This is a genomic window from Trichocoleus sp. FACHB-6 (assembly GCF_014695815.1).
In the GTDB taxonomy this organism is placed as follows: Bacteria; Cyanobacteriota; Cyanobacteriia; order Cyanobacteriales; family FACHB-T130; genus Funiculus; species Funiculus sociatus.
Window position 1 is genome coordinate 20,234 of the sequence record NZ_JACJOY010000075.1, and the last position, 25,967, is coordinate 46,200.

Genomic DNA, 25,967 nt, shown 5'->3' on the forward strand with positions numbered 1-25,967 from the left:
TTATATTCTTGGGTGGGCTAGTTCCTTTTTAAGGCGGCAGGTGGTATCCCTCGTTTTATACTAATACTAATACTCAAATTTCACGCGCACCGAGACAGAGTAGATTCACAATTGGACTGCTGAATGGGAATCTCAATTAAAAACTCTGTACCAATCCCTGGTTCGGAAACACAGGTCAATTTACCGCAGTGCTTTTCCACTACAATCTGATAACTAATTGATAACCCTAAACCACTACCTTTGCCTACAGGTTTCGTTGTAAAGAAGGGGTCAAATAGACGTTGCTGCACTTCTGATGTCATCCCAACGCCGTTGTCTGTAATGCGAATTAATACTTGATTGTTGTCTCCTACTTCGGTGCGAATCTGAATCTGTGGGATTGGGGATTGGGGATTGAGGATTAGGGATTGGGGATTAGGGATTGGGGATTGGGAATTGGAAGGACTCTTACCCAATTCCTTGTCCCCTGTCCCTTGTCCCTTGTCCCCACTCCCTAGCGCCCAGTCCTCAGTCCTCATTTCCACAGCTTCAATGGCATTGCAGAGGATATTCATAAATGCTTGATTGAGTTCTCCAGCATTGCAAGCTACTAACGGAAGGTCGCCATACTCTTTATGCACAGAAATGTCGGGGCGTTGTCCTTGTCCTTTGAGCCGGTTTTGCAAAAATAGTAGTGTGCTGTCAATGCCTTCGTGAATATCGACTGGCTTACCTTCGGCTTCGTCGAGTCGAGAGAAGTTTCGCAAGCTAAGAACAATATCACAAATGCGTTCTGATCCCAGTTGCATTGATGATAAGAGTTTCGGCAAGTCCAATATCAGAAAATCAAGGTCAATTGCCTCCATTTCTTCTTGAATTTCTGGCACAGGTTCGGGATAATGCTTGGCATAGAGATACACTAGGTGCAGCAAATCGTAGGCGTAATCGCTGGCATGAGCTAAATTACCGTGTATGTAGTTGACGGAGTTATTAACTTCGTGGGCGACACCTGCAACAATTTGCCCCAGGCTGGACATCTTTTCTGTTTGAATTAGTTGGGTTTGGGTGCGCTGGAGTTCGTACAGGGTTTGTTCTAGTTTGGTTGCTTGTTGTCTAGATTGCGCTTCTGATAACCGCAGAGCTTCTGTTGCTAACTGATGAATTTGCGAGTGGGCGTATAGTAACTGATGCACGTCTAAGAGTTTGTAGGCTCCTGATAGTTGCACTACAATCGGTTCGCACATTGATTCAGGCGATCGCTCTAATGAATGCTGCACTGTTTCTACAATTGAGGCGTTGCGATCGCATACTAATGTTTTGCTCTGGGCAAAGCTGTATAGCGCCAGTACAGGACGTTTGGAAAATAATTCTAAACTGTAGGGACGGCTCATGCACTCAAAAAACTGCCGCCGCGAAATCATCCCTACGAAATTCCCCCCGTCGGCAATAATGATCCCTGGAAGCAACGGGTTAGCTTCAAAAAGCTTACTTACTTCCTCGGTGGTACATTCCAAATCGATGCAAGCGTCGTGGAGAGTTAATTCCTCCAATGTAGAATCCAAATTTAGAGGCGATGCTTGGAGGGACGCTTCTAGTGGGCGTTGTTCAAACTCTTGAGTTGGTTGGCAGGCTAGTAGGGTTTCTGATGCTTTATTAGTCCATGACAACGGCGTTGCTTGCTTTTGGCAGCCACGCGCTTCTTCTGAGTAGATGCGCCAGTTAGAAGTGTTTTCTGGAAAACTTTTAGGCATCAGTACCATAAGCACCTCTCTAAATTTACTGAATCGCTATGCTAGTATTCAGCTTTTTCAAAAACTGCGTGTTGACACTGATCAATACAGTCTTGCGATCTGACGTTCCGGATTTTGTGATGAAGATCAACAAAGTAAATTTACTTAAACTTGCTTAAACTTTACGAAGCGTTCATGAACTAAGCCTCTATCTCTGGGATAATTAGGCAAGTAGCCAGGGTAGCCAGATTGCCAAAGTTAAGAGTGTTACAAATAGCACTGGCAATGTCAGGATCAAGGCAACGGGGATATACTCACCCCAGCTGATGAAGAGTCCTTTACGAGCTAGAATGTGCAGCCATAGCAGAGTAGACAGACTGCCGATGGGCGTTATCTTTGCCCCCAAGTCGCAGCCTATGACATTTGCATATATCATTGCCTCGCGGATCTCTGGGGGAGAACTACTGATATCTTTAATTGCCAAGGAATTAATTAACACACTGGGCAAATTGTTCATTACGCACGACAGCAGTGTTGCCAAAAAGCCTGTACCTATTGTGGTAAGGGTGATTCCCCACTGAGATAGATTTTCTAAACTCAAGCTGAGGAAAGTCGTTAAGCCAGCATTCCGCAGCCCGAAGACGACTAGATACATTCCCAAGCTGAAGAGAACTACTTGCCAAGGGGCAACTCGCAAAACTTGGCGGAGGTTAATGACTGGGCGGACTGAGGGTTGGAACCATCGCCCCCCTAAAGCTAGCATGACAAATGCGCCCAACCCAGCGACTAAGGAAACGGGTATGTTTAAGGGTTCGGCTAGGAAGTATCCGCTTAGTAGCAAGCCTAAAATGGGGAAACTCCAACGAAACACTAGGCGATCGCGTATGGCAGTAGACGGGTTTGGCAGAGTGGCACTATAACTACTGGGGATGTTTCGCTGGAAGTAGAACCAGAGGACGCTTAAACTGCTGACAACTGCGACAACATTCACTGGCACCATAACCAAGGCGTAGCGCAAAAAGGAAATCTGGAAATAGTCGGCGGAAATGATATTAACCAGGTTACTGACGGATAGGGGCAGACTGGTGGCGTCGGCAATGAAGCCGCAAGCCATGACAAAGGCAAGGATAGCTTGACTGCCAAACCCCAGTGCTAGCAGCATTTCCATCACAGTTGGTGTCCAAATTAAGGCCGTGCCATCGTTGGTAAATACTGCTGTAACAGCTGCTCCTAACAGCACAATCAGGGCAAAAAGTAAATTGCCTCTACCCCTGCCCCACCGGGCGATATGAAGTGCCAGCCAAAGGAAAAATCCAGCTTCATCCAGAATTAGGGAAATTATAATCAGTGCCACCAAAGTGAAGGTGGCGTTCCAGACAATTTGCCAGACTTGGGGGACGTTCTGCAAGCTGACAACACCTGTGGCAAGTGCCAGCAATGCTCCTCCCCCGGCGCTAAAGCCGATTCCCAAACCTCGCGGCTGCCAGATGACGAGGGTAAGGGTGAGGATAAAGATAGCGATCGCCCAAACAGAAGATGCTGTCAAGCTCATGGCTATTTGTGCATATACTTACTTCGCTTTTGGCATAATACTAAATCTGCCTAAAGGTGTAATTAATACAAAAAAAAGCCTCTCTAAGAGAGGCTGAAATAAATTTGATTCATCTCATTCCCAGACGGGAGCCTGGGAAGTATAGAAGGTCTCTACTTTTAACGGGTTCCGGCGACTGCTAAAGCGCCAGCGATCGCGCTGACAATACCTGAAACTGCCGCAGTCCCAAACAGCCACCAAGCAGCAGAGGCGGCAGCTTTGCGGGTTTCTTCCGCTTGTCGCTGCGCTTGATACTTAACTTCGTCTAAGCGACGTTGGGCTTGCTGTTGGAGGCGATCCACTCGTTGCAGTACGTTGTTGCGTGCGCCTTCAATTTGATCGACAAGTCGGTTAGCATCTGCCTCGGAGATATCCTCGCGGGAAGACATAATCGCAACCAGAGTATTGCGATCGAAATGGGAGAGGCGATCTTTAAGCGAATCAAACCCAGCTTGCGGATCGTCAAACAACTGGCGAACATCTTTCTTGATGCTGTCATAGTTGAGTTCCGGGCGATCCAACGAGTTGAGGTAGTTGCGAATCTGGGCAAAAATGCCGTCAACCGTGTCTTGAATTCGCCGCTGAATGCTGCGAATTTGCTCAACAAATTGGTCGCGTACCGAGAGGACTTGATCCACAATTCGGGTAGCTTCTTCCTCAGAGATATCTTGCCGTTGCGACACTAGGGAGATCATCGTATCGCGGTCGATGTGCGACAAGCGATCTGTTATACTCTCAACTCCGGTGCGCGGATCGTGCAGCAACAACTGCAAATCGCGCTTAATTGCTTCTGGGTTGAGTTCGTCTTTGCCAGTATTCCGCAGGTAGTCTTCCAGGGTGCTTTGGAAATCTTGAATTTGTGCCTGCGTCCGGGTGGCGAACCGACGGGGCGCTTTGACGATGTTTTTGATCGTACCCTGCACCTGATCGATTACCTGGTTTACTTGCTCCTCACTCAGGTCTTGCCGCTGACTCAGTAGCTTCACCAGGGTATCGCGGTCTACTTGAGATAACCGTTGCCGCAGTGCTGTCGCACCTTGTTTGGGGTCAGAGAGCAGTCTGGTCAAATCCCGCTGGATGCCTTCGGGATTCAGTTCATCCTTGCCTGTGTTTCGCAGGTAATCTGTTAGAGCAGTGCTGGTTTTGTCTACCTGCTGTTTGGCTTTATCCATGACCATTTGTGGTGCGTGGACAACGTTGCTCCAAGAATTTTGCACCTGATCGATAATTTGATTTACCTGATCTTCGCTCAAGTCTTGCCGCTGACTCAGTAGCTGGACTAAGGTATCGCGGTCAAAGCGAGAACCCCTTGTCTGTAGCGCCGATAGTCCGGCTTGCGGGTCGGAAAGGAGAGTTTTTAGATCCCGCTGGATGCCTTCGGGATTCAGTTCGTCTTTACCTGTGTTCCGCAGATAGGATTCTAAATTCACCCACAGCGCCTCGGTCTCGGATTTTACCCGGTCTTGGAGGGCTTGGGATTCAATTAGGACGCGATCGCGTGATTGTTCCAGATTGGTACTGATTTCATCGGCTTGTGCCTCGGTGATGTCTGTACGTCCCCGGAGCAATTGCATTAAGGCATAGCGATCGTACAAAGCAAGGCGACGCTCAAGTGTCTCGTGGTCGGCATCTGGATCTTCTAGCACCCCTTTGAAATTGTCGTTGATGCCTGGTGCAGTGAGTTCAGTTGTGGGAGCCGTTTGGATATATTCTTCCACTCGGCGACGCAGATCCTGCGTCTTTTCTTCTTCCTCAGCTGCGCGCACTGTCACCAAAACTTCTTGGCGGATGCCTTCTAATTGATCGGCAATGTCGTTGATTTTGTCTTGGGTAAATACGCCCCGCTGTTGCAGCAGGCTGGCAAAATATCCCCTGTCTAGTTGCTCTAATTCGCGGCGAATTGTCCCCGGATCGGCTTGGGGATCGTAGATGACTTCTTTGAATTCCCGGTTGAGTCCTGGTCGGGTGATCTGCCAGGAGTAGGTGTTGAGCAGGTAGTTTTCTACATCGGCTCGAATGGTGCTGTAGGGGAGTTCTGGTTTAACTCCTGCTTGTGTCGCTAGTTTGTCAGTTTGCTCGGTTACTTTGTTTTTAGCTTTCGAGAGCGAACTTAAGATGGTTTGCACATCTAAATCTGAGAGATCCGTGCGTCCCATTGCCAATCCCATGAGGCTAGTTAAACCCTGCTGAATGGTTAGCTGAATTGGGCCAGGAGCTGCTTCGTCAGCTGATTTTTGATCGGATTTCTTAGAGTCCCGCATCTCTGCAATCAGCTGGTCGAGTTTGGCGTTGATATCATCTGACTTCACTTGACCAGGTTGTGCAGACTTCAGATAGTTGAGCAGTTCGCCCATCCGATCTGGTTGTTGCTCTCGCGATCCCACAGCTTGCCGCCACACGCCTTCGAGTTGATCGACGATGCGGTTCATGTCGCGTTTTGAAAGGTCTGTGCGATCGCTTACCAAATTTATAAAGGTTTGGCGGTCGATGTTGCGGAGATTGTCGGTGTTAGCGATCGCTTTTAGTTGCGGGTCACTCAGCAATCTTTCAAATTCACCTCGAATCTTTTGCATATCGAGTTCTGGGGGACGCAAAGCGCCTAAATAATCCTCCAGCGTTTCGCGGATGCTGGAAGGATCTATCCCCGATCCCAGTTCTCGCCGCACTGCTGCTGCTGCCGCCTCTGCGGTTGATACAACTTGATTGTTAACAGCTTGTGCACCTATGGCGGCGGTTGCTGTGCCGACAATTGCTTGGAAGCCACTGGTTGCAGTATTAACGACTGAACCAACTAACGATCCCACTGTCGTTGAACTTACCCAAAATAGCAGGCAGAAGTAGGTTGCCCAAATTACCAAACCAATAATGGCACCTAAACCGCTACTGCTAACCAGGGTGAGTTTCACAGCCAGGAAACACGCGATCGCTAACGCAATAGTGACTGTCACCAGCGTCCAAATTCCGACTGCTGTCCCTATCTTGCGAATTGTCCCGCCCAAGCTGCCAGATTCATTATCATTAGAACTTGAATCTGATTGATGACCTAAGTAAGAAATCCCGGCGGCGACGGAGAGGTTTGTTAACAGTAATTGCAATGCAAACGCTAGCACCACCCCAGCAATCAGCGCCACAAAAAACTCTGGCCCTGAAAATACAAGTGCCGCTCGTTCTGGCGTGTTCACTGCTGGATCGACTGGCGTAACTTGCCCTATCCAAAATAGCGCTTTGTCCAGTTCCATTATTCCTGACGTAGTTTCAAACATGGTTTTTCCTTCCCAGAACCTTAAAGCCAGCGCAAATTATAAATTAAGTAAGTAGTCATTATGAACTGCCTCGACTATCAGCCATGAAAATCTGCGTTTTTGGCACCCTTAACCTACTTTTTTTCTGCCACTTTTTCACTCATTCTTGAGTCTTGGTCAAGTTATGCTGGTCAATCTAAGAGTATAATGACCACGACATAACCCGCTTTTTTCAAAAAAACGGGTTTTTTGTGTTTTTGGCTTCTTTGTACTCACCTACTTAAGCAGGAACTCTGTATTTGTGGCATTTGTGGCAAAAATCGCCTATGTACGTCAGAATCGCCGACTACGGCAGGTTACAGCATCCTCCTGAGGTCTGAAATATATGCCTTTGGTAGGATGAGGGGCATAGGCTACAGGAGGATAGCTGCTCAAAAGAGCAGCTAGAGGGAGAGGATGCGATCGCGACTGACAGTTCAATTTAAGTAGTAAAACAATAATATCTAACGAAAGTCTAGCTTTCTCTATTTAATTTGTTTGCTTAAAACACCCAGAAGTAATTTATAGCTAATTCAAGTTTTTACAACTGGGAAATTATTGTCGATAAGCTAAATTTTATAGGTATTAACACCTGATTCAATTTATACCTATTTTTATTAGTAATGCTACATATTAGCCCTCTTTTTTGCTTGGTTGGAGGAATTGGTTGGTAGTCCATCAAATCTCTACACAAACGATATTCGCAGCCGCCGTTAGCAACAAAAGCGTCCTATCTTAGCCGAGAAAACAATTTTGTCGCCCTGACTCTTTCTTGCCCTCTTTCGATAGGCTTACCTTTCCCAAAATACCTCAAAAGCGTCCTATCTTAGCCGAGAAAACAATTTTGTCGCCCTGACTCTTTCTTGCCCTCTTTCGATAGGCTTACCTTTCCCAAATTACCTCAAAATCCTCCCTTAGAAGGGTGTGCAGGTTGCTACTACAGGCAGAGAGCCTATCCAGTGAGGATGCTTAGTATAAAAGTACAAAGATTTATTAAGGACTGTAAACAATGGAAACTCGCCCTACTGATTTACCTACAACTTCCAAAGCATTTAATGGTATTGACCGTAACGCCTTTATCTTTGGCTGGAATCCCCAAGCCGAACTGTGGAACGGACGCTTAGCAATGATCGGTTTTCTTGCTTACCTACTGTGGGATTTAGCTGGTTATAGCGTACTTCGCGACGTGCTGAACCTGGTTGGATACTAAATTTCTCAAGTTTGCATTTTGATCCACCTTTAGGAGCAAAAACAATGGAAAAAAACACCCTTGATTTACCTCCTGTTGCTAAAGCTTACAACAACGTTGACCGTAACGCTTTTATTTTTGGTTGGAATCCCCAAGCAGAACTGTGGAACGGACGCTTAGCTGCCATCGGTTTTATTGCCTACCTAGTGTGGGATATTGCTGGCGTTAGCTTCCTTCGTGATGTACTGCCAATCATTAAATAACAATTAAATCCTTCACTACACACTTTATTCAGGAGTCAAAAACAATGCAATCTCGCCCTACAACTACAACTCCACCTGTTGCTACCGAATTCAATGGTAAAGATCGTAATGCTTTCCTCTTTGGCTGGAATCCCCAAGCCGAACTGTGGAATGGACGCTTAGCTATGATCGGTTTTCTTGCCTACTTACTTTGGGATCTGGCTGGCTACAGCGTACTCCGCGACGTGCTGCACCTGGTTTCATACACCCACTAAAAAGGTAAAAATAAAAAGGCAAAAATGATTCTTTATTTTTGCCTTTTTATTTTTACTGGCTAATATACTAAATTTGCACCCTCTACAGTAAAAATCGCACTATCACATACAAAGCAGCGGCAATAAGTTGTACTGTCATTACTGGGATGCCGTAACGCAGAAAAGTTTTAAACGAAATTCGCCGCCCGTGTAACTCAGAGATTCCCGCCGCTACAATGTTGGAAGATGCTCCAACTAAAGTGCCATTTCCTCCTAAAGTTGCACCAAACATCATGGCATAAAATAAGGGTAGAACTTCTGGTGGAAACTGACCTTGAAAGCCCGGTTCTAGCACTTCTGATCCTACAAAGCCAACGTTAACGACATACTGTTTGAGTAACGGCACCATTGCCACCACTAGCGGGATATTAGGGACAACGCTCGATAATATACCTACTAAAAATAGCAAAAGTAGGGAACCCAAGAAAATATTGCGTCCTAATATTGTTGCTAATACTCCTGATAATCCGTTAATAACTCCGGTTTTTTCTAAACCCCCAATTAGTACAAAAGTACACATAAAAAATAGCAAGGTACTCCAGTCAACATCCCGCAATATATTGTTGACTGTATCAATCTTGCTATGGTGAGAAAGGAGCATTGCCAAAGCTGCTCCTAATAAAGCAACTGTGGCAGGTGACATAGGAATTGGTAGCGTTTCTCCTACCACAAAAAATATCAGCACGAAAGCTACGATTAAGGCACCTACAGCCAAAACCCGCGGATGATTAATTTTAGGGTGTGGCAGATGCTCCAAATCGTCTAACTTTTTGCGCCAAGTTTTGGGGAATAAGAAAGGTAACATGATGCAAACTGTCAAAACAGAAATTAATCCACCTAAACTGAGGCGAGTTAAGTAATCTGTAAAGCTGATATTGACTGCATCACCCACAATAAATGTTGCTGGATCTCCAACTAGCGTTAATAGTCCAGCACTGTTAGCAACAAATACCATTAAAATCAGTAAGGGAACAAAATCCACCCCTACTTCTTGTGCCATTGGGGGAATTAAAGGTGCCAACAACATTACTGTTGTAGCATTGGGTAAAACTGCACAGATTGGGGTAGTAATGCCTACAATACCTAGTAATAGGCGTTTGCCTTCCCCTTTAGCTAGCAGCACCATTTGAGTTGCTAAGTAGTCAAATATCTTGGTTGGCTCAAATGCCCGCACGAGTACCATGACTCCGAAGAATAAGCCCAGCGTTCCATGACTTTTACTGATGTAGTCAATAGCTTCTGTCAAAGTCATGACGTTGGCAAACACCAGTAGTAATGCTCCCAGAAAGGCAGCAATGGTTAGGTGCAGCCATTCGGTCATTATTAATACAATGACACTTATAAATGTTACGGTAGCAATAATGCCTTGCCAGTTTTCCACACAATACCTCAAGGGCTAGATTTTATTACTGCTTGCATCTTACTGGAAAAATTAGTTAGTAAATAATAATTGTAGTGTCGCACATTCAAAGAATGATTAAGGAGGGTGGGCAATCAAGATCCGTGTAAATGGATCGTGATTGCCCACCCTACTCAATTGCATTGATACCCAAGTTGCATTCATTGATAGCAGGTTGGGTTTCCCTATCGCCTAACCTAAGAGAGTTAACAGTAATGTGTTTGAGGGCAACTCGGTATAAGTAGTAAAGTAGTAGCGAGTTTTCACAACAACTATGGCTACTGGTCTTGGTTAAAATCCTCCTGCAAATTTAGCATAGTAGGAATACCCAATACCGGACAAGGGAAATCATCACCTAGTTTTTGGACAAGCGGATGATTGGCAGAATTACAGCCTAGCAGCAATGCCGCCGCCGCTTCAGATTCAACAGCTTTCTTTAGTTCGGCTGCAAGGCAACCAAATCGGAGATGAGCCTTGAAAGAACTGCTCCATTCTTCAGCAAGACTTCTTGCTTGTGATAAGACTCGGTTTGCTTGCTGGAATTGATCCTGATAGAACATTGCTCTGAAATAGGAAGGATCTACCGATGTCACCCGTGGGCTTGCTGCTACTGGCTGATGTGTTGGTTGAGTAAAGACAGGTGTGGCAGACTTGAATGCGGATGCTTTGGAAAACTTTAATGGAGTGTATTCAATTGATGGGTTACTTGCAGGCTTAAAGTTGAAGAAATTTGGATGATTATTGCTGGAATTGTCATCTACAACATAGACAACTTGAACTGTGACTTGCTTCTTAGTGACTAAACGAGTTTGATGAGCAATCCACAGAGCGACATCCAGAGCGGTTTGACTGCTGGGGGATCTGTTGTAGCCAACGATTAAGTTGACTGATTTTTTAGATTCAGTGTTAACAGAAAATGATGAAGCTGGCCCAGGCAGCAACATCATTTGTTCCATTAAATCATTTCGACCGATTGCGCTTTCAAGGCGTACCAACATTGGCTTAATATTCACAGCTTTTACCTCATGCAAATGAAACAAATGATGGATAAGAGGTGGGTGGAATTTACTCGTCTTGGGTGAAGTAGCGATCTAGGAAATTTAGAGCATGGTTGCGTAGCTCGTAGTATTCCTTAGATTCGCGGATTTGTTGGCGATCGCGTGGATGAGGAAAAGGCACTTCCAAAATTTCCCCAATCTTGGCGTGAGGGCCATTCGTCATCAGCACAATCCGATCTGACATATACAACGCTTCATCCACATCATGGGTAATCATCATTACCGCTTGCCGTTGTTTTTCCCAAATATCGAGTACCTGTCGCTGCAATTTACCTCTCGTCAGCGCATCTAATGCCCCAAAAGGTTCATCCATTAACAGCATTTTAGGGCGAATTGCTAAGGCTCGTGCAATTCCTACCCGCTGTTTCATCCCGCCGGAAATTTCATCGGGATATTTGTCGGCAGCGGTATTCAAATTTACCATTGCTAGGTGTTCATTAACAATGCTGATTTTTTCAGCACGGGTTGCTTTTTTCAGCACTTCATCCACAGCCAAACGGATGTTTTCTTTGACCGTTAACCACGGCAACAGAGAGTAATGTTGAAATACCATCATTCTCTCCGCTCCGGGTTTACGAATCTCTTTGCCCTCCAGCCGCACTGAGCCGGAAGTGGCTTTTTCTAAACCAGCTACCATCTTGAGTAGCGTTGATTTGCCGCAGCCAGAGTGACCAATCACAGAAATATATTCGTCTTCCTTTATGGTGAGATTTACACCGTCCAAAACTACAAACTCACCTCCATCGGCAGTTGGGTAGGACTTGACGATATTTTCAATCTCCAGAAACCCAGTACCTGGTAAGGTTTCATTGGCACCTGTTGGGTAAGAAGTAGATTTAGTCATGAAAGCCTCCTGAATCTTAGTTGATTGGTAATTTGTAATTGCGTTTTAATTGTCTACCTAATTACCTAATGGCTATTAATTAAGACATAAAGAAACGAGTAGGACGGTTCGCCCGAATTTCAAAACTGTTGAGATAGCCCACTGGATTGCTCGGATCAAAGCCTTTGTTGTCGATGAATACATCAGGTGATTCTACTTTGTAATCATCTTTGGGACACTCAATTCCCATTTCTGCGGCAATATTGCGATAGAGGTCGGTTCGCCAGCCTTTGCTTGCCAGTTCTTCGGCATTTTTAGGAAATTCCTTAATTTGTCCCCAACGAGCTGCTTGTGTCATCAACCAAATGCTTCTAGAGCGCCAGAGAAACGTTGAATGTTCTCCTGGCTGTTTGGGAATGCCATTAGGAATATCGAAGAAAATTGTGTTGTCAGTGGCTTTTATAGTGCGGTCTTTGCCATCAAAGCCGCCGTAGTTGTATTCACCAATAATCGCAGGGCGAGTGAACTTATCCACTGGGCCTTTTTTAGGTTTTGCACCCGTAAACGAGCGCTCGGTAAGTAGTGTGGCAACTTCTTGATGGTTTTGAGGGTTGCTGCAATACTGGCAGGCTTCAATCATTGCCTTGACTAGCGAATTATAGGTTTTGGGATTCTTGTTGATGAAATCTTCCATCACTCCCAAAAGTCGGTCTGGGTGTCCGAGCCAAACTTCTTTACCTTGAGCGAAGGTAAAGCCGATTCCCTGTTCGCCAGTAGTTGCTTTTTCGTAAATGGCTCGTGTATTCCAAGGTTCTGCAACCATGTAGGCTTGCATTGCACCAATCCGCACGTTACTAACCATCTGCGGCGGGGGAACGATGATGACGCGAAATTCCTTGAGGGGATCGACTCCGGCGGCGGCAGATAAATAGCGGACGAAGTATTCGTAAATGGATGAACTGAGTACAACAGCCCAAACTCTCTGTTCTGGCGGTTGGCTGTCAAAGAAGGCTCTAAATTGTTTGCCAAATTCTTCTAAAGCGCGATCTCCATACTGTTGTTGGTACTCATGCCAGGGACGCAACCCAAAATCCCACATAGCTTTGTTCATCGTCATGGCGTTACCGTGACGGTGAATTACCATAGCCGCACACATGGGGGCGTGGCGCGCGCCTTCGGCTCCGATTCTGGCATTAGTTACGGCTCCGGAGACAACAGGCGCGGCATCGGTGCGCCCAAATATTAATCCGTCGCGTGAGGTTGCCCAGCTAGCTTCGCGGACGAGTTTGACGTTAAGGCCGTATTTGCGGAAAAATCCTTTTTTCCATGCGATCGCAAACGGCGCGCAGTCATTAACGGGAACGTAACCAACGGTAATGTCAGATTTTTCTAAATCGCCAGGGTTTACTATTTGTTTGATAGCCCTAGCTTCTTCGGTGAGTCCTTTGGCAGAGCGATCGCCGCTAATTGCACATGAAGATAATGCCATCCCTGCTGCGGTGGCACCCATGCCTTCAAGAAATTTTCGTCGCGTCCAATCTGGGGTGTAACTCATAGTTTTGGTTTTTTAATGCTTTAACTCAACCAAACGCCACTGGGTTTAACAGTTACCTATTAGTCACCACAGGAATTGAGTATTTAACAACAATTCCTGTAGAAAGCAAACCTTAGCCTTAGCGAAAATAATTTGCAGCGATGCAAGTTAAGTCCGCAGAATGCAAGACTATGTATGTATTAAGTATGTTGAAACCGCAAGCCTAGGCGAGTTTTGTTTGTGTAGCTGCGAATTCTATTCGCGAGGTGTTTCTAAGAAGCTTTAGGACGGCGGTGAGTCACTAAAACCTGAAGTTGACCAACTGCGTAGTCTAAAAGTAACCCAGTTAAGCCAATTACTAGCACTGCCAGAAACACGGAACTCAGGTTTAAGCGACTCCATTCATCCCAAACAAAGAAGCCGATTCCAATTCCACCAGTGAGCATTTCTACAGCAACAATCACCAGCCAAGCAATACCTAAGCTAATCCGCAAACCAGTAAAAATATATGGCAAACTTGCAGGCCAAATAATCTTCGTTATCCGTCGCCAGCGTGGCATTTCCAGCACTCGCGCTACATCTATATAATCTTTGGAAACGCTAGAAACGCCCAGTGCGGTGTTGATAATCGTAGGCCACAAAGAGGTGATGAAGATAACAAAAATCGCTGAGGGTTCTGCCAAGTTGAAGATGGCTAAGGCGATAGGTAGCCAAGCTAGCGGCGATACGGGTTTCAGAATTTGAATAACGGGATTTAGCGCCATCATTGCTGGTTTGGACATCCCAATCAGAAAACCAATGGGAATTGCAACCAGTGCACCCAGTCCAAAACCAATTAATACCCGTCGCAAACTGGCTAGTAATAACCATCCAATCCCCAAATCTCCGGGGCCACGTTCATAGAACGGGTTGAGAATAAAGTCCAAATTGGCAACTAAAGCCTGGGCTGGGGTGGGCATCAAATCGCTTCGCCACAAGGCTACCATCCACCACAGTAATATCAACCCCAAAAAACCAAGCGCAGGCAGTATAACTACATCCCGGACTATCACAGGTTTCGCTCGTTTCCAGGCTACCTGCCCAGCAACAGCGATCGCAGACAGATTCAGCTGCAATATCATTATGAAGCTCCTCAGAGTCACTCTTTTTGGTACACGAAACCAGAGCAGTACCAGCCGGGGACACTGACAAGTTCAGAACATTCCGAAAAATGCTGACTTTACCAGTCTCCTCTCAATGCCTACGAAGTTAGCTGACGGGCTAGGGCTGAGAGATGCCCTTCTAGAACTTGGATGAATAATCAAAGAGGAAGGATGAATAATCTTTTTTATTCCACCTTGCGCCTTTCACCTATCACCTTGTTCCAGATATGCCCCAAAATTTGGTTCCTCCGCTCCAGCTTCCACGCGGACTTATAGGCTGCGAAACACTGGATTAGGCTGACTTACTCAAACCTTTGTCGAGTCTAACACTCCTCTGATGATTCGTCTATCTTACTCACGGCATATAATTTTTTATATTTATTCCCTCCGTATTTGTACTTAAAAGTTGACTGTCATTTATTCTCAAGTTTTGTAATTTTGAATACATCTATACATTGATGCTTAACCTATCACCTTTCTTTAGGCAGATAGTGTGGCGAAGTCCAAATACATTATGTTAAAAATAGTAGAGATAACTAAACATTATAGGAGTTATAAGGTGGCAACTATGCTTGAAACACTTTCCCCTCTGGCTTCTGAATCCTGTGAGCAAATTCTTTGCTTCTATACCAACTCTACTAGCCAAATTCAAATTGCACGCCTTACTAATATTGAAAAGTTTAATTTTGAAAAAATAGTTTTTCCGGGAGAGCGTTTATTTTTTGATGCCATGCCAGATGCTCAACTTGAAATTGAGAAAGGCATGAAAGGAAGTACAAAATTAGTTGATAAAATCAGATGCGATCTCCTGCGCGTTTATGAAAAGAGCACTGGCTTGGAATGAAAGCAATCAGTTAACTAACCCTAAAATTGATTATGAATTAGAGGCATGAAGCTGGGTTTTCAATGGCTAGGTAGGTGCTCAAAAAGATTGGGCTTATTCAACTCGTGTACTCCTTAAGATAAGGTAAATTTAGGAAGTGCTACGCTTAAAGACTCAAGAGCGCCTAAGCCATAATGGATTTTAGTCAACTACTCATCGATAAATCTCAAACAATTACAGATAAATGGATTGAAGCTGTTCGCAGTGATAGACAGATTCAAAGTGCCGACGATCTATCCCGCACGGCTATACAGAATCATCTTCCCGATGTTCTCAGGGCGATGGCAACCGTGCTGGCAAAATATCAGGAAAGTGATATTAATACTTTAGTAGAGGCGAGTTTGGAGCATGGCGTTCTCCGAGCAGGACAAGGCTTTGAGCCAATAGAAATTGCGCGGGAGTATCGTCTACTGCGGCAGGTGACATTTTCTACTTTAGAGGAGGATCTGAAGCAGGCATCTTCGATAGACGTGATACGAGCGGTTCGTTTAATTGATGCTGTAGTGGATGAAGCGATCGCGCAATGTTTTAAAAGTTACATGGAGCAGCGCTTAGGAGAATTACAGCAGCTGCAAAGTCAGTTACAACTTAACAATCAGGAACTGACTCGCTTAGTGAGAGCTAATCAGGAAAGCCTCTCTCATCTAGCCCACGAACTGAAAACCCCTTTGACCTCAATTATTGGCTACTCAGAGCTGTTTTTGCGCCAACAAAGAAATAAAGATCAGGTGAACGACAACCTTCGCAATTTGGAACACATTGATAAAGTGTTATGGGGCGGGCGACAGTTACTTCGTCTGATCAACGATACTTTAGAAATTTCCCGCTATGAAGCCGGGAAGATGAAATTGCAGCCATCATCCACGAATGTGCGCTCTTTAATTAACAGCGTTATCGAGATGGTACAGCCTTTGGCAAACTCAAAACAGCTACAGATGATCGTAGAGTGCGATTCGGCTACCGCCGATAGCTCCGCTACTCTTCGAGAAGGGCTACGGCCAACAGCCGCTCCCGATCAGGTTTTCACAGATCCCTTGCGATTGCAGCAGATTATCACAAATCTACTCTCGAATGCGATTCGTTACACCGAGACGGGAAGTATCAAATTAACCTGTCAAACAGTATCGCAAGAGGAATGGGCGATAGCGATCGCTGACACCGGAATTGGCATAGAACCAGAAGACCAAATCCGCATCTTTGAACCCTACTTTCAAGCTGGTTCCAGCCAGCAATCCTACCACCCTCACAGTACAGGGCTGGGACTGGCAATAGTCTCTCGGTTAGTCAAACTATTGCAAGGCAAAATGGAACTTGTTTCCGAAATCGGCATTGGCTCCACCTTCACCGTTATTTTTCCCTTAGAAGTCCAAATCTAAAATCAATTCTGATTCCCAGCCTGAGCCTAGAAGGAATTCATGAATCACCTCTTCTCTGCCCCTAAAGCTACTTACAAAACTGCTCTAGGAAGGCGGAACCAAAAACACGAACCACCTTTAGGACGAGTTGAATAACCAATGCTACCACCCCAGCGTTCAACCGTAATCCGGCAAAAATATAGCCCTAATCCAGCCTTGCCAGATTTCTCTCGTCCTTGGGCAAATTTTTGAAATAGATTTTTAGAAATATCCTCCGGCACCCCAGGCCCTTCATCGTCCACAGTAAACAGAATAAATTTGCCGTCCTGGTTCACGTCAACCGTCACAGTAGAACCCAACGGACTGTGACGAAAAGCATTTTCCACCAAATTAAAAAGCACCCTCTCCAAACGTGAGTTTTCACCAACTACCTTCCAATCTTGAGCCATATCAATATTTGGCTCCAACTGCAATATTCTTTTGTTTAGTGAAAAAGTCGGCAACAAAGCCTCTACAACCTCCCTTGCACACCTCACCGCATCTGGAGCTTGGGCAGAATCAACAGTAAAATCCTCAAGGGATTTTACCTCAGCAGAAAATGCCTTCAATATCTCCTGAATTAGCATTTCTTGCTTGATAGATTGCTTTTTACCAATTTCCAGGCGCTCTCTTCCTTTAGGTGAAAAATTTTCCATAGCTAGCAGTGCAAAACAGCAATTTATTCCCGTTAATTGCCCCGCAACATCGTGCAAAATGCAGTGAAGTAAAATTTCTTTTTTCTGAGTTTCTTTGAGCAAATAGTGATAAGTTAAATTATTTTGCCTAGCCTTTTGTATAAGAGACTGTTTTTCTTCATAAGCAACACCTAATAATTCAATTAATAGTATTTTCTTATTTTCCAAACGAACTGCTGAAGCCTCAAGATGGCATTCCTGCCCAGACATATCAACTTCACTCCACAATCCCGACTTCAGACGTTGGGCGATATTATCATGCCAAAAATCCTCAGCGTCGATGAGAAAATTTTCCAGAAAAGGAAACTTTGTCTGTAGATTTATTTTATTTTCTTCCGAAGTGACATTCGGGTAAAATTGGAGGAACCATCTCGGTACATTGCCAATAACTTTGAAATAACAGTCATTCAGATGTTCTAAAACTACCGTATCCAGAATTGCAAAAAGTTCATCCGTGATAGATTTATTCATAACTTTACCAAGCAAGAATATATTTTTATTGGTTCAACTATCCCTGTCGTTGATAGGGTAGTGTCTGGTTCAACTATTCCTGTTAACGACAGGTTAGTTCCTGAAAATTTTCGTTGTACCCTATCAATCTTTTGAAAAGTATTTTCATCGATAAGAATCTCCCTCGGACGTGCAAGGCTTTCCAGCCTTGCAGCCAAATTCCCTCCCCAATTAGACAAGCAACCATTCTTTTCCACGAAAAGATAAGCAGCATAACAATTTTGTATTGTTAGCTTATAAAGGTAATCAAGTATCGGATACGGAAGGTCAAGCATTTATCTCTCCATGATTTGTTGTCCAAGAGTCAGAAAAGCTTCTTCTACACCTAAACCTGTTTTTGCACTTCCTTTAATTACCGTCCAGTTCCTTTCTGCTAGTTCATCCATTGAGCTGTCGTCAATATCCCATTCGTCTTTTAAATCCCATTTATTGAGGACAAGGATAAAAGGAACTGGCCCGATAGTATCTTCTACCCTTTTTTGGAGGTTAAAGGCTTTATCAAGGGTAGTGCGACGGGTTCCATCTACTACTACAAGATAACCGGATGAGCCGCGCAAATAAGACATTCGCACCTTTTGAAATTCGTCTTCTCCATAGAGATCCCACAGAATAAAGTTTATTTCCTGTTGTCCGACTTTTACTAATTTTTTATCAATTTTAACGCCTACGGTAGTTTGGTAAATGTCTGAGTAAATGCTGTGGACAAAACGGGCGACAAGGCTGGTTTTTCCTGTAGCGAAGGCACCCACCATGCAAACTTTTTTCTGGATCATGGTTAGTTAATCCCTCGGTTGGGGACATCGGTTATAATTACTTTGAAAGAAACGCGGCGGTTCAATGCTTGATTCGGATCTGTAGAACTGTTGGCTAAAGGTTGACTTGAACCCACGGCTATATTTTTCAGATTGACTTTTTCAATCCCTCGTGATGTCAAAATAGATGCGATCGCTCTTGCACGCTCAGAGCTTAGTATTATGTTTCTCTGTTCCGAACCTCCCGTGTTCGAGTGTCCTAAAATTTCAATGCTGACAGCCTTATCCAAAACTCGTGCAGTATTTGTAATGTTTTTAATTGCTTGAATCAAGTTCTGTAGTTTCTGCTCCTCCCCAGCTATAAGTTGTGTAGTTCCTTCTTCAAAAAGTATCACTTGGTTTTCAATTTCTGCCTTTGCAGAGAGCAGCTTTGCTGATTCTGTATCAACCAGATTCTCTTCCTGGTATTTAGTAATTCCGGGAATAAACTGCACTATTTTTCGGGTTTCCCCAATCCATTGACGAGGGGCGGAACCTGTAGCATAAAGAATGCCATTTTCGTCAATTTTCAGAGAGACAGTTTCAGGAGGTTTGAGCAATTGCTTGGCTCTGGCAACTACAAATTGTGAATCAAGGGATAGGTAAGGCTTCCATTTGCTGATAACTGCCTTGGGGTTGATATTTGCTTGTTTCATCAGGGCTGTTGGATCTGCTGCTAACGGATCGCGAAGCCCGGAAATATAATATTTACCCCAATGCTTCTCGGCACTACTCACAGTGATTCCCGGCTGATCATTCAGTTTTTCTAGATAAGTTTCCCAACGTCTGTTTTCTCGGAAGGAAATAAAACCCCAGCTTCCCAAAGCTAACAGGATAACTCCCCAAAATATCAATAAAAAAGGGGAAGTTTTTTCTTTTTTGAGTTGATAATCAGTTTGAAGACAGTCTTCAAGATAAGGTTTGCTGGCTTCAAAAGGAGAAGTCTCCCCGTCGAAAGCATAAAGTTCCTTTCTTTGCTGGCGGTGAATTTTTTCTATCGCTTCTTGGAAAACAAACTTTAATTCTTTGGGAGCGTTTCCCCGGATAATACCAGCTAATATCGCCTGCGGCCCCTGTTCAATCCAAATGGTCAGTTCTCCAAATTGCAACGTATCCAGCGACTCACCTGTTTGCACACTGAAAGAGTCTTGGACAAAATCCCGGATAGCTGTTAACATCGCTGAAATCAAGTCTGCATCCTGAGCCTCTACCGAATTAGCTACTACGTGTTGCAGCAATAATCCAGTTTTTTTGTGGATGAGAAAGACTTGTTCAACTCGATAGAGAAGCGTGCGGAGAAGCACAACTTCGGCGAAGGATTTGCCAGTTTGTAAAGCTTCCAATCTCCATTTAAAACCTTGTGGGGATAGGCTGTGTTCAATGCTTTGATTAAGCGATTGGATGGTTGCTTCAAGCGTTGTGGCAATAGCTTTGCGGCTGGCTGGCCCGATTACGGGAAAAATGGCATCTGCAAGAACAGTGAGGTCTTTTCTAACAGAGGTTTGAATGGCTTCTTCTATGGTGGGAACTATTGCTTCGGATAGCTGTTTATCTTGCATTGAGCGCAGGATAATTGCTTCCGGAAGCATTTTGCTTAAATCCTCTGGTTGAATGTTGGGGTTGTTTAATCGGTCATACAGTTTGTCAAGTTCGCTTTTATCAAGACCAAGGAGCAGACTGCGGAGTTGAGCAAGCTCCTCATTCGATGCAGAATTATTATTGTTTGGAGTCTCGCTGGAGTCATTTTGGGTGTAAGAGTCAGTCATTATTCAAATCCCCCGTTTCACTATTGAGATTAATTGGCTACGTTAGGTGAGGGGGTGGGAGCCATTCAGCTATTTACTGAGATTTTAAGCCTAAAATAACCCAAGATTGAAGTGTTGTATCTGCAATCTGGCAATTTGGGGCATTTTTTATCCAGATGCTCCTCCAAGGGGTTAAAACTTTTTTCGGTTTCCACCATCTGGTTGCTGAAAATAAGGTCTCTAACTTTATCCAAGTTGCCAATCTTAGCGCTACTTATACCGGAAATATAAAAAATCTTTTTTCGGTAACTGGTTTGACTTCAAACGATTGCAATGAGTTTAAATTGTGGAAGTTTATAAGGAGCTATTGACAAAAACTCCAATATTGCCAGTGTAAAGGTAAATGGTATTAATACAATTTTGTGGTTGAAATTTATTAACTCTTAGGAATTACTAACTTTACAAAAAGTTATATAAAGCATTAATGGCGATCGCCATTAATGCTTGTCTGAGAACTAGATGCAAAAGGCTAGAGATGCCCTTATTTAGGTCGGTTGTTCCGCCTCCGTTTGCCTCCCACCAAGTGGGCAAAGCCTTGGGTGACACCGATGATTAAGGCGAGGATGTTAACCATCGGGTGTCTGGATTTTGAGCGCTCCGTTCGTTCTATGGTGCCTGTAGAAGAGGTGGATATGCGATCGCTTGTCTGTTTTTGCTCCCCTGCTGCCTCCTTGATATCCGCAGTCCGGGGTATCCCCTGCTGCGCCCTCGCTTCTTCGGTAAGGGGTACGGCATTTTTAGCAGGGACAATTCGGGAGCCGTACTTGTTGGCATAGACTTGGGTAAATTCGGCACCGAAAAAGAGAATCTGGGCGGAGTAATTTACCCACAACAGCAGCACTACAAAGGAGCCAGCGGCACCGTAAGTTGACCCAACACTGCCATTGCCTAGATACAGCCCCAGTAGGTACTTACCAACGGTAAACAGCAACGAGGTGATGGCGGCACCGATCCAGACGTCACCCCAGGCAATTTTCGCATCTGGCAGAATTCTAAAAATCAACGCGAACAGCACCGTTACGATGCTGAAGGAAAGGAGAAAGTTTAGGACTTGCAGAAAGGGCAAACCAGGCATCAAATGACCGAAATAATTGCCTACTGCTGACAAGCCAGCGCTCAAGATGAGGGAAACCAAGAGCAAAAAGCCAATTCCCAGTACCATCGAGAAGGACAAAAATCGGTCTTTGATAAAGCCTTTGATGCCACGTCCAGGCTTGGGGGCGACTTCCCAGATGGTGTTAAGTGAATCTTGCAGCTGTCCAAAAACGCCGGAAGCACCGAACAGGAGTAGACCAACGCTAATCACGGTGGCAATTGTGCCTTGCTCTGCCTTGCGAGAATTTTTGATCATATCTTGGACGGCATCGGCACCCTGTGAGCCAAGCAAGCCTTCAATTTGCTCGTCAATTCCACCCTGAGCCGCTTCTTGCCCAAATACCAAAGCCGCGATCGCGATCGCTATAATTACCAGCGGCGCAAGTGAGAAAACGGTGTAGTATGCTAAAGCTGCCGCCAGCCTCGACGCTTTATCTTCTTGCCATTCGGTAAACGTTTCTTTAAGCAGTCCTACTATATCTTTCGGCTTCATAAATTTTAACTTCTAGCCTGCGTTACCACTCTTCTTTGAGTTTGCAATGCTTTACCTAGAAGTCAAAAGACCCGAAAGTTAGACTTTCTCCAAAATTCCAGCTTAGATCAGCCCTCGTTTTTTCAGTTTGAAGAGTGCATCTTCAGCAGCAGCTTTCTCAGCATCTTTTTTGCTGCGACCTTTACCTTCCCCATAGGCTTTATCGCCCACAAACACTGTGGCGATAAACTCTGGGGCGTGGGGTGTTCCGCCTGCTTGTTGTGTGACATACTTAGGTGGCGTTGAGCCAAGCTCAGGGTTTGCTTGTACCCATTGCTGAAACCGATTTTTCGAGTCCACATTGGAGAGAGACACTACAATATCCTCCGGAACGGAATCAAACAAGGGTTCTACAAAATCGCGGACTTTCTCAACATCTAAATTGTTATCCAGATAATAAGCGCCGACGACGGCTTCAAAGGTGCTGCTGAGTAAATTTGGATTATAGTAGCCTCCCTCGCGAATGGCACCTTGACCTAACCGCATTTTGAAGTTTAAAGCAATCTCGGTAGCGAACTTTGCTAGTTGCTTTTCATCTACCAGCGCGGAACGCCTACGAGTCATTTGGTCTTCTCCCATTTGTGGATGGCGACGATAGAGATATTCACCACTTAAGAAAGTTAGCAAAGCGTCACCTAAAAATTCTAGACGTTCGTTGTTTTCACATTCTCCGGGGTTTTCATTGGCATAAGAACGGTGAGTAAGCGCATGAAGTAAGAGTTTTTCATCTCGGAATGTTGGCAATTTCATTTTTATTTCTCCTGGTTCTGGGTAAATTAATTGCATGAAAATATCAGTACCAGTAATTGATGGCTATTAACTAGGTAAACACGAAAAAACCGCCCGCTAGCGGTTGTTTGAATGAACCCGGTTTGAAGGAAACCGGGTTTTTAAGAATGTAGCGATCGCTTGATTATCTAGCTTTCAGCAATCGGCTTAACTATACTAACAACATTTCCTCATTTTGCAATTTGATTTTTTAACAGGCTACCTAAAAGAAGTATTGCTAAAAATTGATATTTTTGAGGGAAGTTAATTGGTTTAGCTTTTGGAGGATAGAGACTATTTCCACGATCATTATTGCAAGGAAGACAAGCCAGTCTAAGGTTTTCCAAAGAATTAGATCCCTTATGACTTTTGGGAACAAGGTGGTCAATCGTCAGCTTATTTTCTGGTAGACCTTCTTGACACCACCAACACTTAGAACCATAAGTTTTGATGAGATGCTGCTTTTTATTACGCTTTTGCTTTGTGTTCATTTTGTCGATGTTCCATTTCGCTATTTCTTGACAACAGCGGCGAAACATCACGCATTTCCCACATAGATTATGTTGCTCAATCTCCCAAAATATAAACACTTACAAGCGCACAAAGTTAGAAGTAGCCAACAATGTCACTTATAATAGTGGGACGATTTTCTACTTAGAAAACCAGAATATGAGAACAACTGACACTTAGTAAGGACTTGCTAAGTGACTATCTGTGTGGGTTAACGTCTCACGAACAGTATCTTATTTTCGCAAATAGACATACAGTCAAAAAGTTGAATATATGTTTAGCTAAATGTTTAGTAGCTATCTAAAGATTTAGCTAAATATATAGTCAAGAAATTGACTATATGTTTACTTGCGAAAATAAGATACTGCAAGTGAGACGGAAACCCAGGCTTTACGCCTGCGAATGCTGATGTCTCATCTGCATTTCAATATAATAGCAAAGAAAGCAAAAAAATTGTCAAGGTTTATCAAGTTGATTTGAAAGACTAGAGCTGGCAACTGATGACTGCGAACATTTGGCTGGCTGAAGTTGAAGGCGGCAAACTTTGCGCTATGCTGAAAAATTGGACTTGCATCGCTTTAAAACTATGCCTGCATCTGTAGCTATCCCCGCCTTCCCCCTCGCTGCTGTTGTGGGGCAAGAAGCAATAAAAATGGCGCTGCTGTTGGCAGCAATTGATCCCGGACTGGGAGGGGTAGCGATCGCTGGTCGTCGCGGGACGGCTAAATCGGTTATGGCACGCGCCTTACACTCGCTCTTACCTCCAATTGAAGTTGTAAAGGGTTCCATTAGTAACTGCGATCCGAATCAGCCCAGCGAGTGGGATGACACACTTTTGGCAGAAATTGCCAGTAAGAACCCCTCCCTAACCGTGGATGGGGAGGTGACAACTGAGATAATTCCAGCCCCGTTTGTGCAAATTCCTCTAGGAATCACAGAAGACAGACTTTTAGGTTCGGTGGATGTGGAAAAGTCGGTGAAACAGGGGGAAACCGTGTTTCAGCCTGGGTTGCTGGCGGCAGCAAACCGGGGCGTTTTGTATGTTGATGAGATTAATCTGCTAGATGACCAAATTAGCAATCAACTACTCTCAGTAATATCTGAGGGACGCAACTTGATTGAGCGGGAGGGGATTAGTTTTCAGCATCCTTGTAAGTCTTTATTTATTGCCACCTACAACCCGGAAGAAGGGCCGCTGCGAGAACATTTGCTCGATAGAATTGCGATCGCGCTTTCGGCTGATAGTGTACTAGGCTTAGATGAACGAGTGGAGGCAGTAGAACAAGCTCTCGAATATGCCAAATCTCCTCAAGAATTCTTGCAAATGTATCGCGAAGACATCGACAACCTGAAAACTCAGATTGTCTTAGCGCGAGAATGGCTCAAAGATGTTCGCATCACCCGCGAACAAATCGCTTATCTAGTTGATGAAGCAATTCGCGGCGGCGTACAGGGACATCGAGCCGAATTATTCGCCGTGCGAGTTGCCAAAGCTGCTGCTGCATTGGAAGGGCGCACAAATGTTATCGCTGACGACTTGCGTCGTGCTGTGGAATTGGTAATTGTGCCGCGTGCGACAGTTGTGCAGACACCTCCAGAGGAGACGCCGCCACCGCCACCGCCGCCACCACCACCCCAAGATGAATCTCAGCAGGAGCAGGAGGAGCAGGAAGAAGAGGAAGAAGAACCGGAAGAACCACCAGAGGAAGAGGCGAGTGTTCCCGAAGAATTCGTCTTCGATCCTGAAGGTGTAATTCTCGACCCCACTGTGCTTTACTTTGCTCAGATGGCGCAACGTCGGGGTAAGTCGGGAAGTCGCAGTTTGATCATCTCAGAAGATAGAGGGCGCTACGTTAAGCCGATGTTGCCTAAAGGAAAGGTGCGCCGAATTGCTGTTGATGCCACCCTCAGAGCAGCTGCACCATACCAAAAGGCAAGACGGGAAAGGAGCCGGAGCAATCCCCAATCCTCAGTCCCCCAAAAACAGGTATTTGTCGAACAAGCAGATATTCGCTCGAAACGCTTGGTACGCAAAGCGGGGGCGTTGGTGGTTTTCGTCGTTGATGCTTCTGGTTCAATGGCGCTGAACCGCATGCAGTCAGCTAAGGGTGCGGTGATGCGACTGCTGACGGAAGCTTATCAGAACCGCGACCAAGTGTCGTTGATTCCTTTCCGGGGAGAACAGGCGGAAGTGCTGCTACCGCCGACTCGTTCTATCGCTTCTGCAAAGCGGCGTTTGGAGAGAATGCCTTGCGGCGGCGGTTCGCCTCTGGCGCATGGTTTGACTCAGGCGGTGCGAGTCGGGATGAATGCTCAGATGTCTGGGGATATTGGTCAGGTGGTAATTGTAGCGATTACCGATGGGCGCGGGAATATTCCTTTAGCTCGTTCTTTGGGCGAACCGCTTGAAGCTGGCGAAAAGCCGGATATTAAAGGGGAACTGTTGGAAATTGCTGCCCGGATTCGAGGTTTGAGGATTCAACTGTTAGTAATTGACACGGAAAATAAGTTTATTTCCACTGGTTTCGCCAAGGAACTAGCTAAGTCGGCGGGAGGGAAATATTATCATTTACCCAAGGCGACAGATGCGGCGATTGCTGGAGTTACGAGGGGCGCGATCGCAGATATGAAATCGCGGTAAAAACCTCACCTCCTAACCCCTCTCCACGAAGAGTGGGGAGGCTTTCGGGATGGGGTTCCGG

Annotated in this window: 21 protein-coding genes and 1 riboswitch; of the genes, 6 read left to right on the forward strand and 15 right to left on the reverse strand. The window is 45.0% G+C overall.

Annotated features, from left to right (window positions below; all coding sequences use genetic code 11):
• Positions 1-80: 80 nt before the first annotated feature.
• From H6F66_RS14255 to H6F66_RS14265, 3 genes are all read right to left on the reverse strand, one after another.
• A complete protein-coding gene (locus H6F66_RS14255; protein ID WP_199295228.1) occupies positions 81-1,739 on the reverse strand; it encodes an ATP-binding protein in 1,659 nt (552 codons plus the stop codon).
• Positions 1,740-1,932: 193 nt separating this feature from the next.
• Positions 1,933-3,261 carry an arsenic transporter gene (locus tag H6F66_RS14260; RefSeq protein ID WP_190422331.1) on the reverse strand — a complete coding sequence of 443 codons (1,329 nt, stop codon included), beginning with the start codon at positions 3,259-3,261 and terminating at the stop codon, positions 1,933-1,935.
• Positions 3,262-3,419: 158 nt separating this feature from the next.
• Positions 3,420-6,563: an MFS transporter gene (locus tag H6F66_RS14265; protein ID WP_190422333.1), complete on the reverse strand. Its 3,144-nt coding sequence runs from the start codon at positions 6,561-6,563 to the stop codon at positions 3,420-3,422.
• Between the two features lie 1,027 nt (positions 6,564-7,590).
• On the opposite strand from H6F66_RS14265, the gene H6F66_RS14270 reads away from it, so the two are divergent.
• From H6F66_RS14270 to H6F66_RS14280, 3 genes are read left to right on the forward strand one after another with little or no spacing between them, the layout of a single operon-like run.
• Positions 7,591-7,791, forward strand: coding sequence for a chlorophyll a/b-binding protein (locus H6F66_RS14270; protein WP_190422335.1), 201 nt, complete (start codon positions 7,591-7,593; stop codon positions 7,789-7,791).
• Between the two features lie 44 nt (positions 7,792-7,835).
• A complete protein-coding gene (locus H6F66_RS14275) occupies positions 7,836-8,033 on the forward strand; it encodes a high light inducible protein (RefSeq protein WP_190422337.1) in 198 nt (65 codons plus the stop codon).
• 44 nt (positions 8,034-8,077) lie between these two features.
• Complete coding sequence (locus tag H6F66_RS14280; protein WP_190422339.1) at positions 8,078-8,287, forward strand: chlorophyll a/b-binding protein; 210 nt, start codon at positions 8,078-8,080, stop codon at positions 8,285-8,287.
• Between the two features lie 82 nt (positions 8,288-8,369).
• On the opposite strand, the gene H6F66_RS14285 is transcribed toward H6F66_RS14280, so the two are convergent.
• The 5 genes from H6F66_RS14285 to ntrB all read right to left on the reverse strand — a co-directional run bounded on the left by H6F66_RS14285 (position 8,370) and on the right by ntrB (position 14,261).
• Entirely contained in the window at positions 8,370-9,707 is a 1,338-nt protein-coding gene (locus H6F66_RS14285; RefSeq protein WP_190422341.1) for an SLC13 family permease, read from the reverse strand.
• 296 nt (positions 9,708-10,003) lie between these two features.
• Positions 10,004-10,738, reverse strand: a complete 735-nt coding sequence (locus H6F66_RS14290) for a universal stress protein (RefSeq protein WP_190422343.1) — start codon at positions 10,736-10,738, stop codon at positions 10,004-10,006.
• A 52-nt stretch (positions 10,739-10,790) separates the two neighbouring features.
• Entirely contained in the window at positions 10,791-11,627 is an 837-nt protein-coding gene (locus tag H6F66_RS14295; RefSeq protein ID WP_190422353.1) for a nitrate ABC transporter ATP-binding protein, read from the reverse strand.
• A gap of 79 nt (positions 11,628-11,706) precedes the next feature.
• The gene (locus tag H6F66_RS14300) at positions 11,707-13,161 is read right to left on the reverse strand and encodes an ABC transporter substrate-binding protein (protein ID WP_190422355.1); all 1,455 of its coding nucleotides are present in this window, start codon (positions 13,159-13,161) and stop codon (positions 11,707-11,709) included.
• Positions 13,162-13,412: 251 nt separating this feature from the next.
• Positions 13,413-14,261 carry a nitrate ABC transporter permease gene (gene ntrB, locus H6F66_RS14305; RefSeq protein WP_190422357.1) on the reverse strand — a complete coding sequence of 283 codons (849 nt, stop codon included), beginning with the start codon at positions 14,259-14,261 and terminating at the stop codon, positions 13,413-13,415.
• A 101-nt stretch (positions 14,262-14,362) separates the two neighbouring features.
• Positions 14,363-14,591: riboswitch (cyclic di-AMP (ydaO/yuaA leader) on the reverse strand.
• A 259-nt stretch (positions 14,592-14,850) separates the two neighbouring features.
• On the opposite strand from ntrB, the gene H6F66_RS14310 reads away from it, so the two are divergent.
• Positions 14,851-15,126 carry a DUF1830 domain-containing protein gene (locus H6F66_RS14310; protein ID WP_190422359.1) on the forward strand — a complete coding sequence of 92 codons (276 nt, stop codon included), beginning with the start codon at positions 14,851-14,853 and terminating at the stop codon, positions 15,124-15,126.
• Positions 15,127-15,299: 173 nt separating this feature from the next.
• A complete protein-coding gene (locus H6F66_RS14315; RefSeq protein WP_190422361.1) occupies positions 15,300-16,541 on the forward strand; it encodes a sensor histidine kinase in 1,242 nt (413 codons plus the stop codon).
• 71 nt (positions 16,542-16,612) lie between these two features.
• On the opposite strand, the gene H6F66_RS14320 is transcribed toward H6F66_RS14315, so the two are convergent.
• The 7 genes from H6F66_RS14320 to H6F66_RS14350 form a co-directional block, all read right to left on the reverse strand.
• Complete coding sequence (locus H6F66_RS14320) at positions 16,613-17,725, reverse strand: ATP-binding protein (RefSeq protein WP_190422363.1); 1,113 nt, start codon at positions 17,723-17,725, stop codon at positions 16,613-16,615.
• A complete protein-coding gene (locus H6F66_RS14325) occupies positions 17,722-18,039 on the reverse strand; it encodes a hypothetical protein (protein ID WP_190422365.1) in 318 nt (105 codons plus the stop codon). The genes H6F66_RS14320 and H6F66_RS14325 overlap by 4 nt, the downstream gene beginning before the upstream one ends.
• Complete coding sequence (locus H6F66_RS14330; protein WP_190422367.1) at positions 18,040-18,537, reverse strand: Rab family GTPase; 498 nt, start codon at positions 18,535-18,537, stop codon at positions 18,040-18,042.
• A gap of 2 nt (positions 18,538-18,539) precedes the next feature.
• On the reverse strand, positions 18,540-20,321 hold the full coding sequence (locus H6F66_RS14335; protein ID WP_190422369.1) for an OmpA family protein: 1,782 nt from the start codon (positions 20,319-20,321) through the stop codon (positions 18,540-18,542).
• Positions 20,322-20,841: 520 nt separating this feature from the next.
• Positions 20,842-21,948: a YihY/virulence factor BrkB family protein gene (locus H6F66_RS14340; protein ID WP_190422371.1), complete on the reverse strand. Its 1,107-nt coding sequence runs from the start codon at positions 21,946-21,948 to the stop codon at positions 20,842-20,844.
• Between the two features lie 102 nt (positions 21,949-22,050).
• The gene (gene rnc / locus H6F66_RS14345) at positions 22,051-22,737 is read right to left on the reverse strand and encodes a ribonuclease III (protein WP_206755377.1); all 687 of its coding nucleotides are present in this window, start codon (positions 22,735-22,737) and stop codon (positions 22,051-22,053) included.
• A gap of 209 nt (positions 22,738-22,946) precedes the next feature.
• A complete protein-coding gene (locus H6F66_RS14350; RefSeq protein ID WP_190422375.1) occupies positions 22,947-23,246 on the reverse strand; it encodes an HNH endonuclease signature motif containing protein in 300 nt (99 codons plus the stop codon).
• A gap of 605 nt (positions 23,247-23,851) precedes the next feature.
• Here H6F66_RS14350 and bchD point away from each other — a divergent pair.
• Positions 23,852-25,906 carry a magnesium chelatase ATPase subunit D gene (bchD, locus tag H6F66_RS14355; protein WP_190422377.1) on the forward strand — a complete coding sequence of 685 codons (2,055 nt, stop codon included), beginning with the start codon at positions 23,852-23,854 and terminating at the stop codon, positions 25,904-25,906.
• Positions 25,907-25,967 lie beyond the last annotated feature (61 nt).

Excerpts from the sequence above, each read along its gene's own strand:
- H6F66_RS14255 (WP_199295228.1), bottom strand. The coding sequence starts at position 1,739 with ATGGTACTGATGCCTAAAAGTTTTCCAGAAAACACTTCTAACTGGCGC.
- H6F66_RS14260 (WP_190422331.1), bottom strand. The coding sequence starts at position 3,261 with ATGAGCTTGACAGCATCTTCTGTTTGGGCGATCGCTATCTTTATCCTC.
- H6F66_RS14265 (WP_190422333.1), bottom strand. The coding sequence starts at position 6,563 with ATGTTTGAAACTACGTCAGGAATAATGGAACTGGACAAAGCGCTATTT.
- H6F66_RS14270 (WP_190422335.1), top strand. The coding sequence starts at position 7,591 with ATGGAAACTCGCCCTACTGATTTACCTACAACTTCCAAAGCATTTAAT.
- H6F66_RS14275 (WP_190422337.1), top strand. The coding sequence starts at position 7,836 with ATGGAAAAAAACACCCTTGATTTACCTCCTGTTGCTAAAGCTTACAAC.
- H6F66_RS14280 (WP_190422339.1), top strand. The coding sequence starts at position 8,078 with ATGCAATCTCGCCCTACAACTACAACTCCACCTGTTGCTACCGAATTC.
- H6F66_RS14295 (WP_190422353.1), bottom strand. The coding sequence starts at position 11,627 with ATGACTAAATCTACTTCTTACCCAACAGGTGCCAATGAAACCTTACCA.
- H6F66_RS14300 (WP_190422355.1), bottom strand. The coding sequence starts at position 13,161 with ATGAGTTACACCCCAGATTGGACGCGACGAAAATTTCTTGAAGGCATG.
- ntrB (WP_190422357.1), bottom strand. The coding sequence starts at position 14,261 with ATGATATTGCAGCTGAATCTGTCTGCGATCGCTGTTGCTGGGCAGGTA.
- H6F66_RS14310 (WP_190422359.1), top strand. The coding sequence starts at position 14,851 with ATGCTTGAAACACTTTCCCCTCTGGCTTCTGAATCCTGTGAGCAAATT.
- H6F66_RS14315 (WP_190422361.1), top strand. The coding sequence starts at position 15,300 with ATGGATTTTAGTCAACTACTCATCGATAAATCTCAAACAATTACAGAT.
- H6F66_RS14320 (WP_190422363.1), bottom strand. The coding sequence starts at position 17,725 with ATGAATAAATCTATCACGGATGAACTTTTTGCAATTCTGGATACGGTA.
- H6F66_RS14325 (WP_190422365.1), bottom strand. The coding sequence starts at position 18,039 with ATGCTTGACCTTCCGTATCCGATACTTGATTACCTTTATAAGCTAACA.
- H6F66_RS14330 (WP_190422367.1), bottom strand. The coding sequence starts at position 18,537 with ATGATCCAGAAAAAAGTTTGCATGGTGGGTGCCTTCGCTACAGGAAAA.
- H6F66_RS14335 (WP_190422369.1), bottom strand. The coding sequence starts at position 20,321 with ATGACTGACTCTTACACCCAAAATGACTCCAGCGAGACTCCAAACAAT.
- H6F66_RS14340 (WP_190422371.1), bottom strand. The coding sequence starts at position 21,948 with ATGAAGCCGAAAGATATAGTAGGACTGCTTAAAGAAACGTTTACCGAA.
- rnc (WP_206755377.1), bottom strand. The coding sequence starts at position 22,737 with ATGAAATTGCCAACATTCCGAGATGAAAAACTCTTACTTCATGCGCTT.
- H6F66_RS14350 (WP_190422375.1), bottom strand. The coding sequence starts at position 23,246 with ATGAACACAAAGCAAAAGCGTAATAAAAAGCAGCATCTCATCAAAACT.
- bchD (WP_190422377.1), top strand. The coding sequence starts at position 23,852 with ATGCCTGCATCTGTAGCTATCCCCGCCTTCCCCCTCGCTGCTGTTGTG.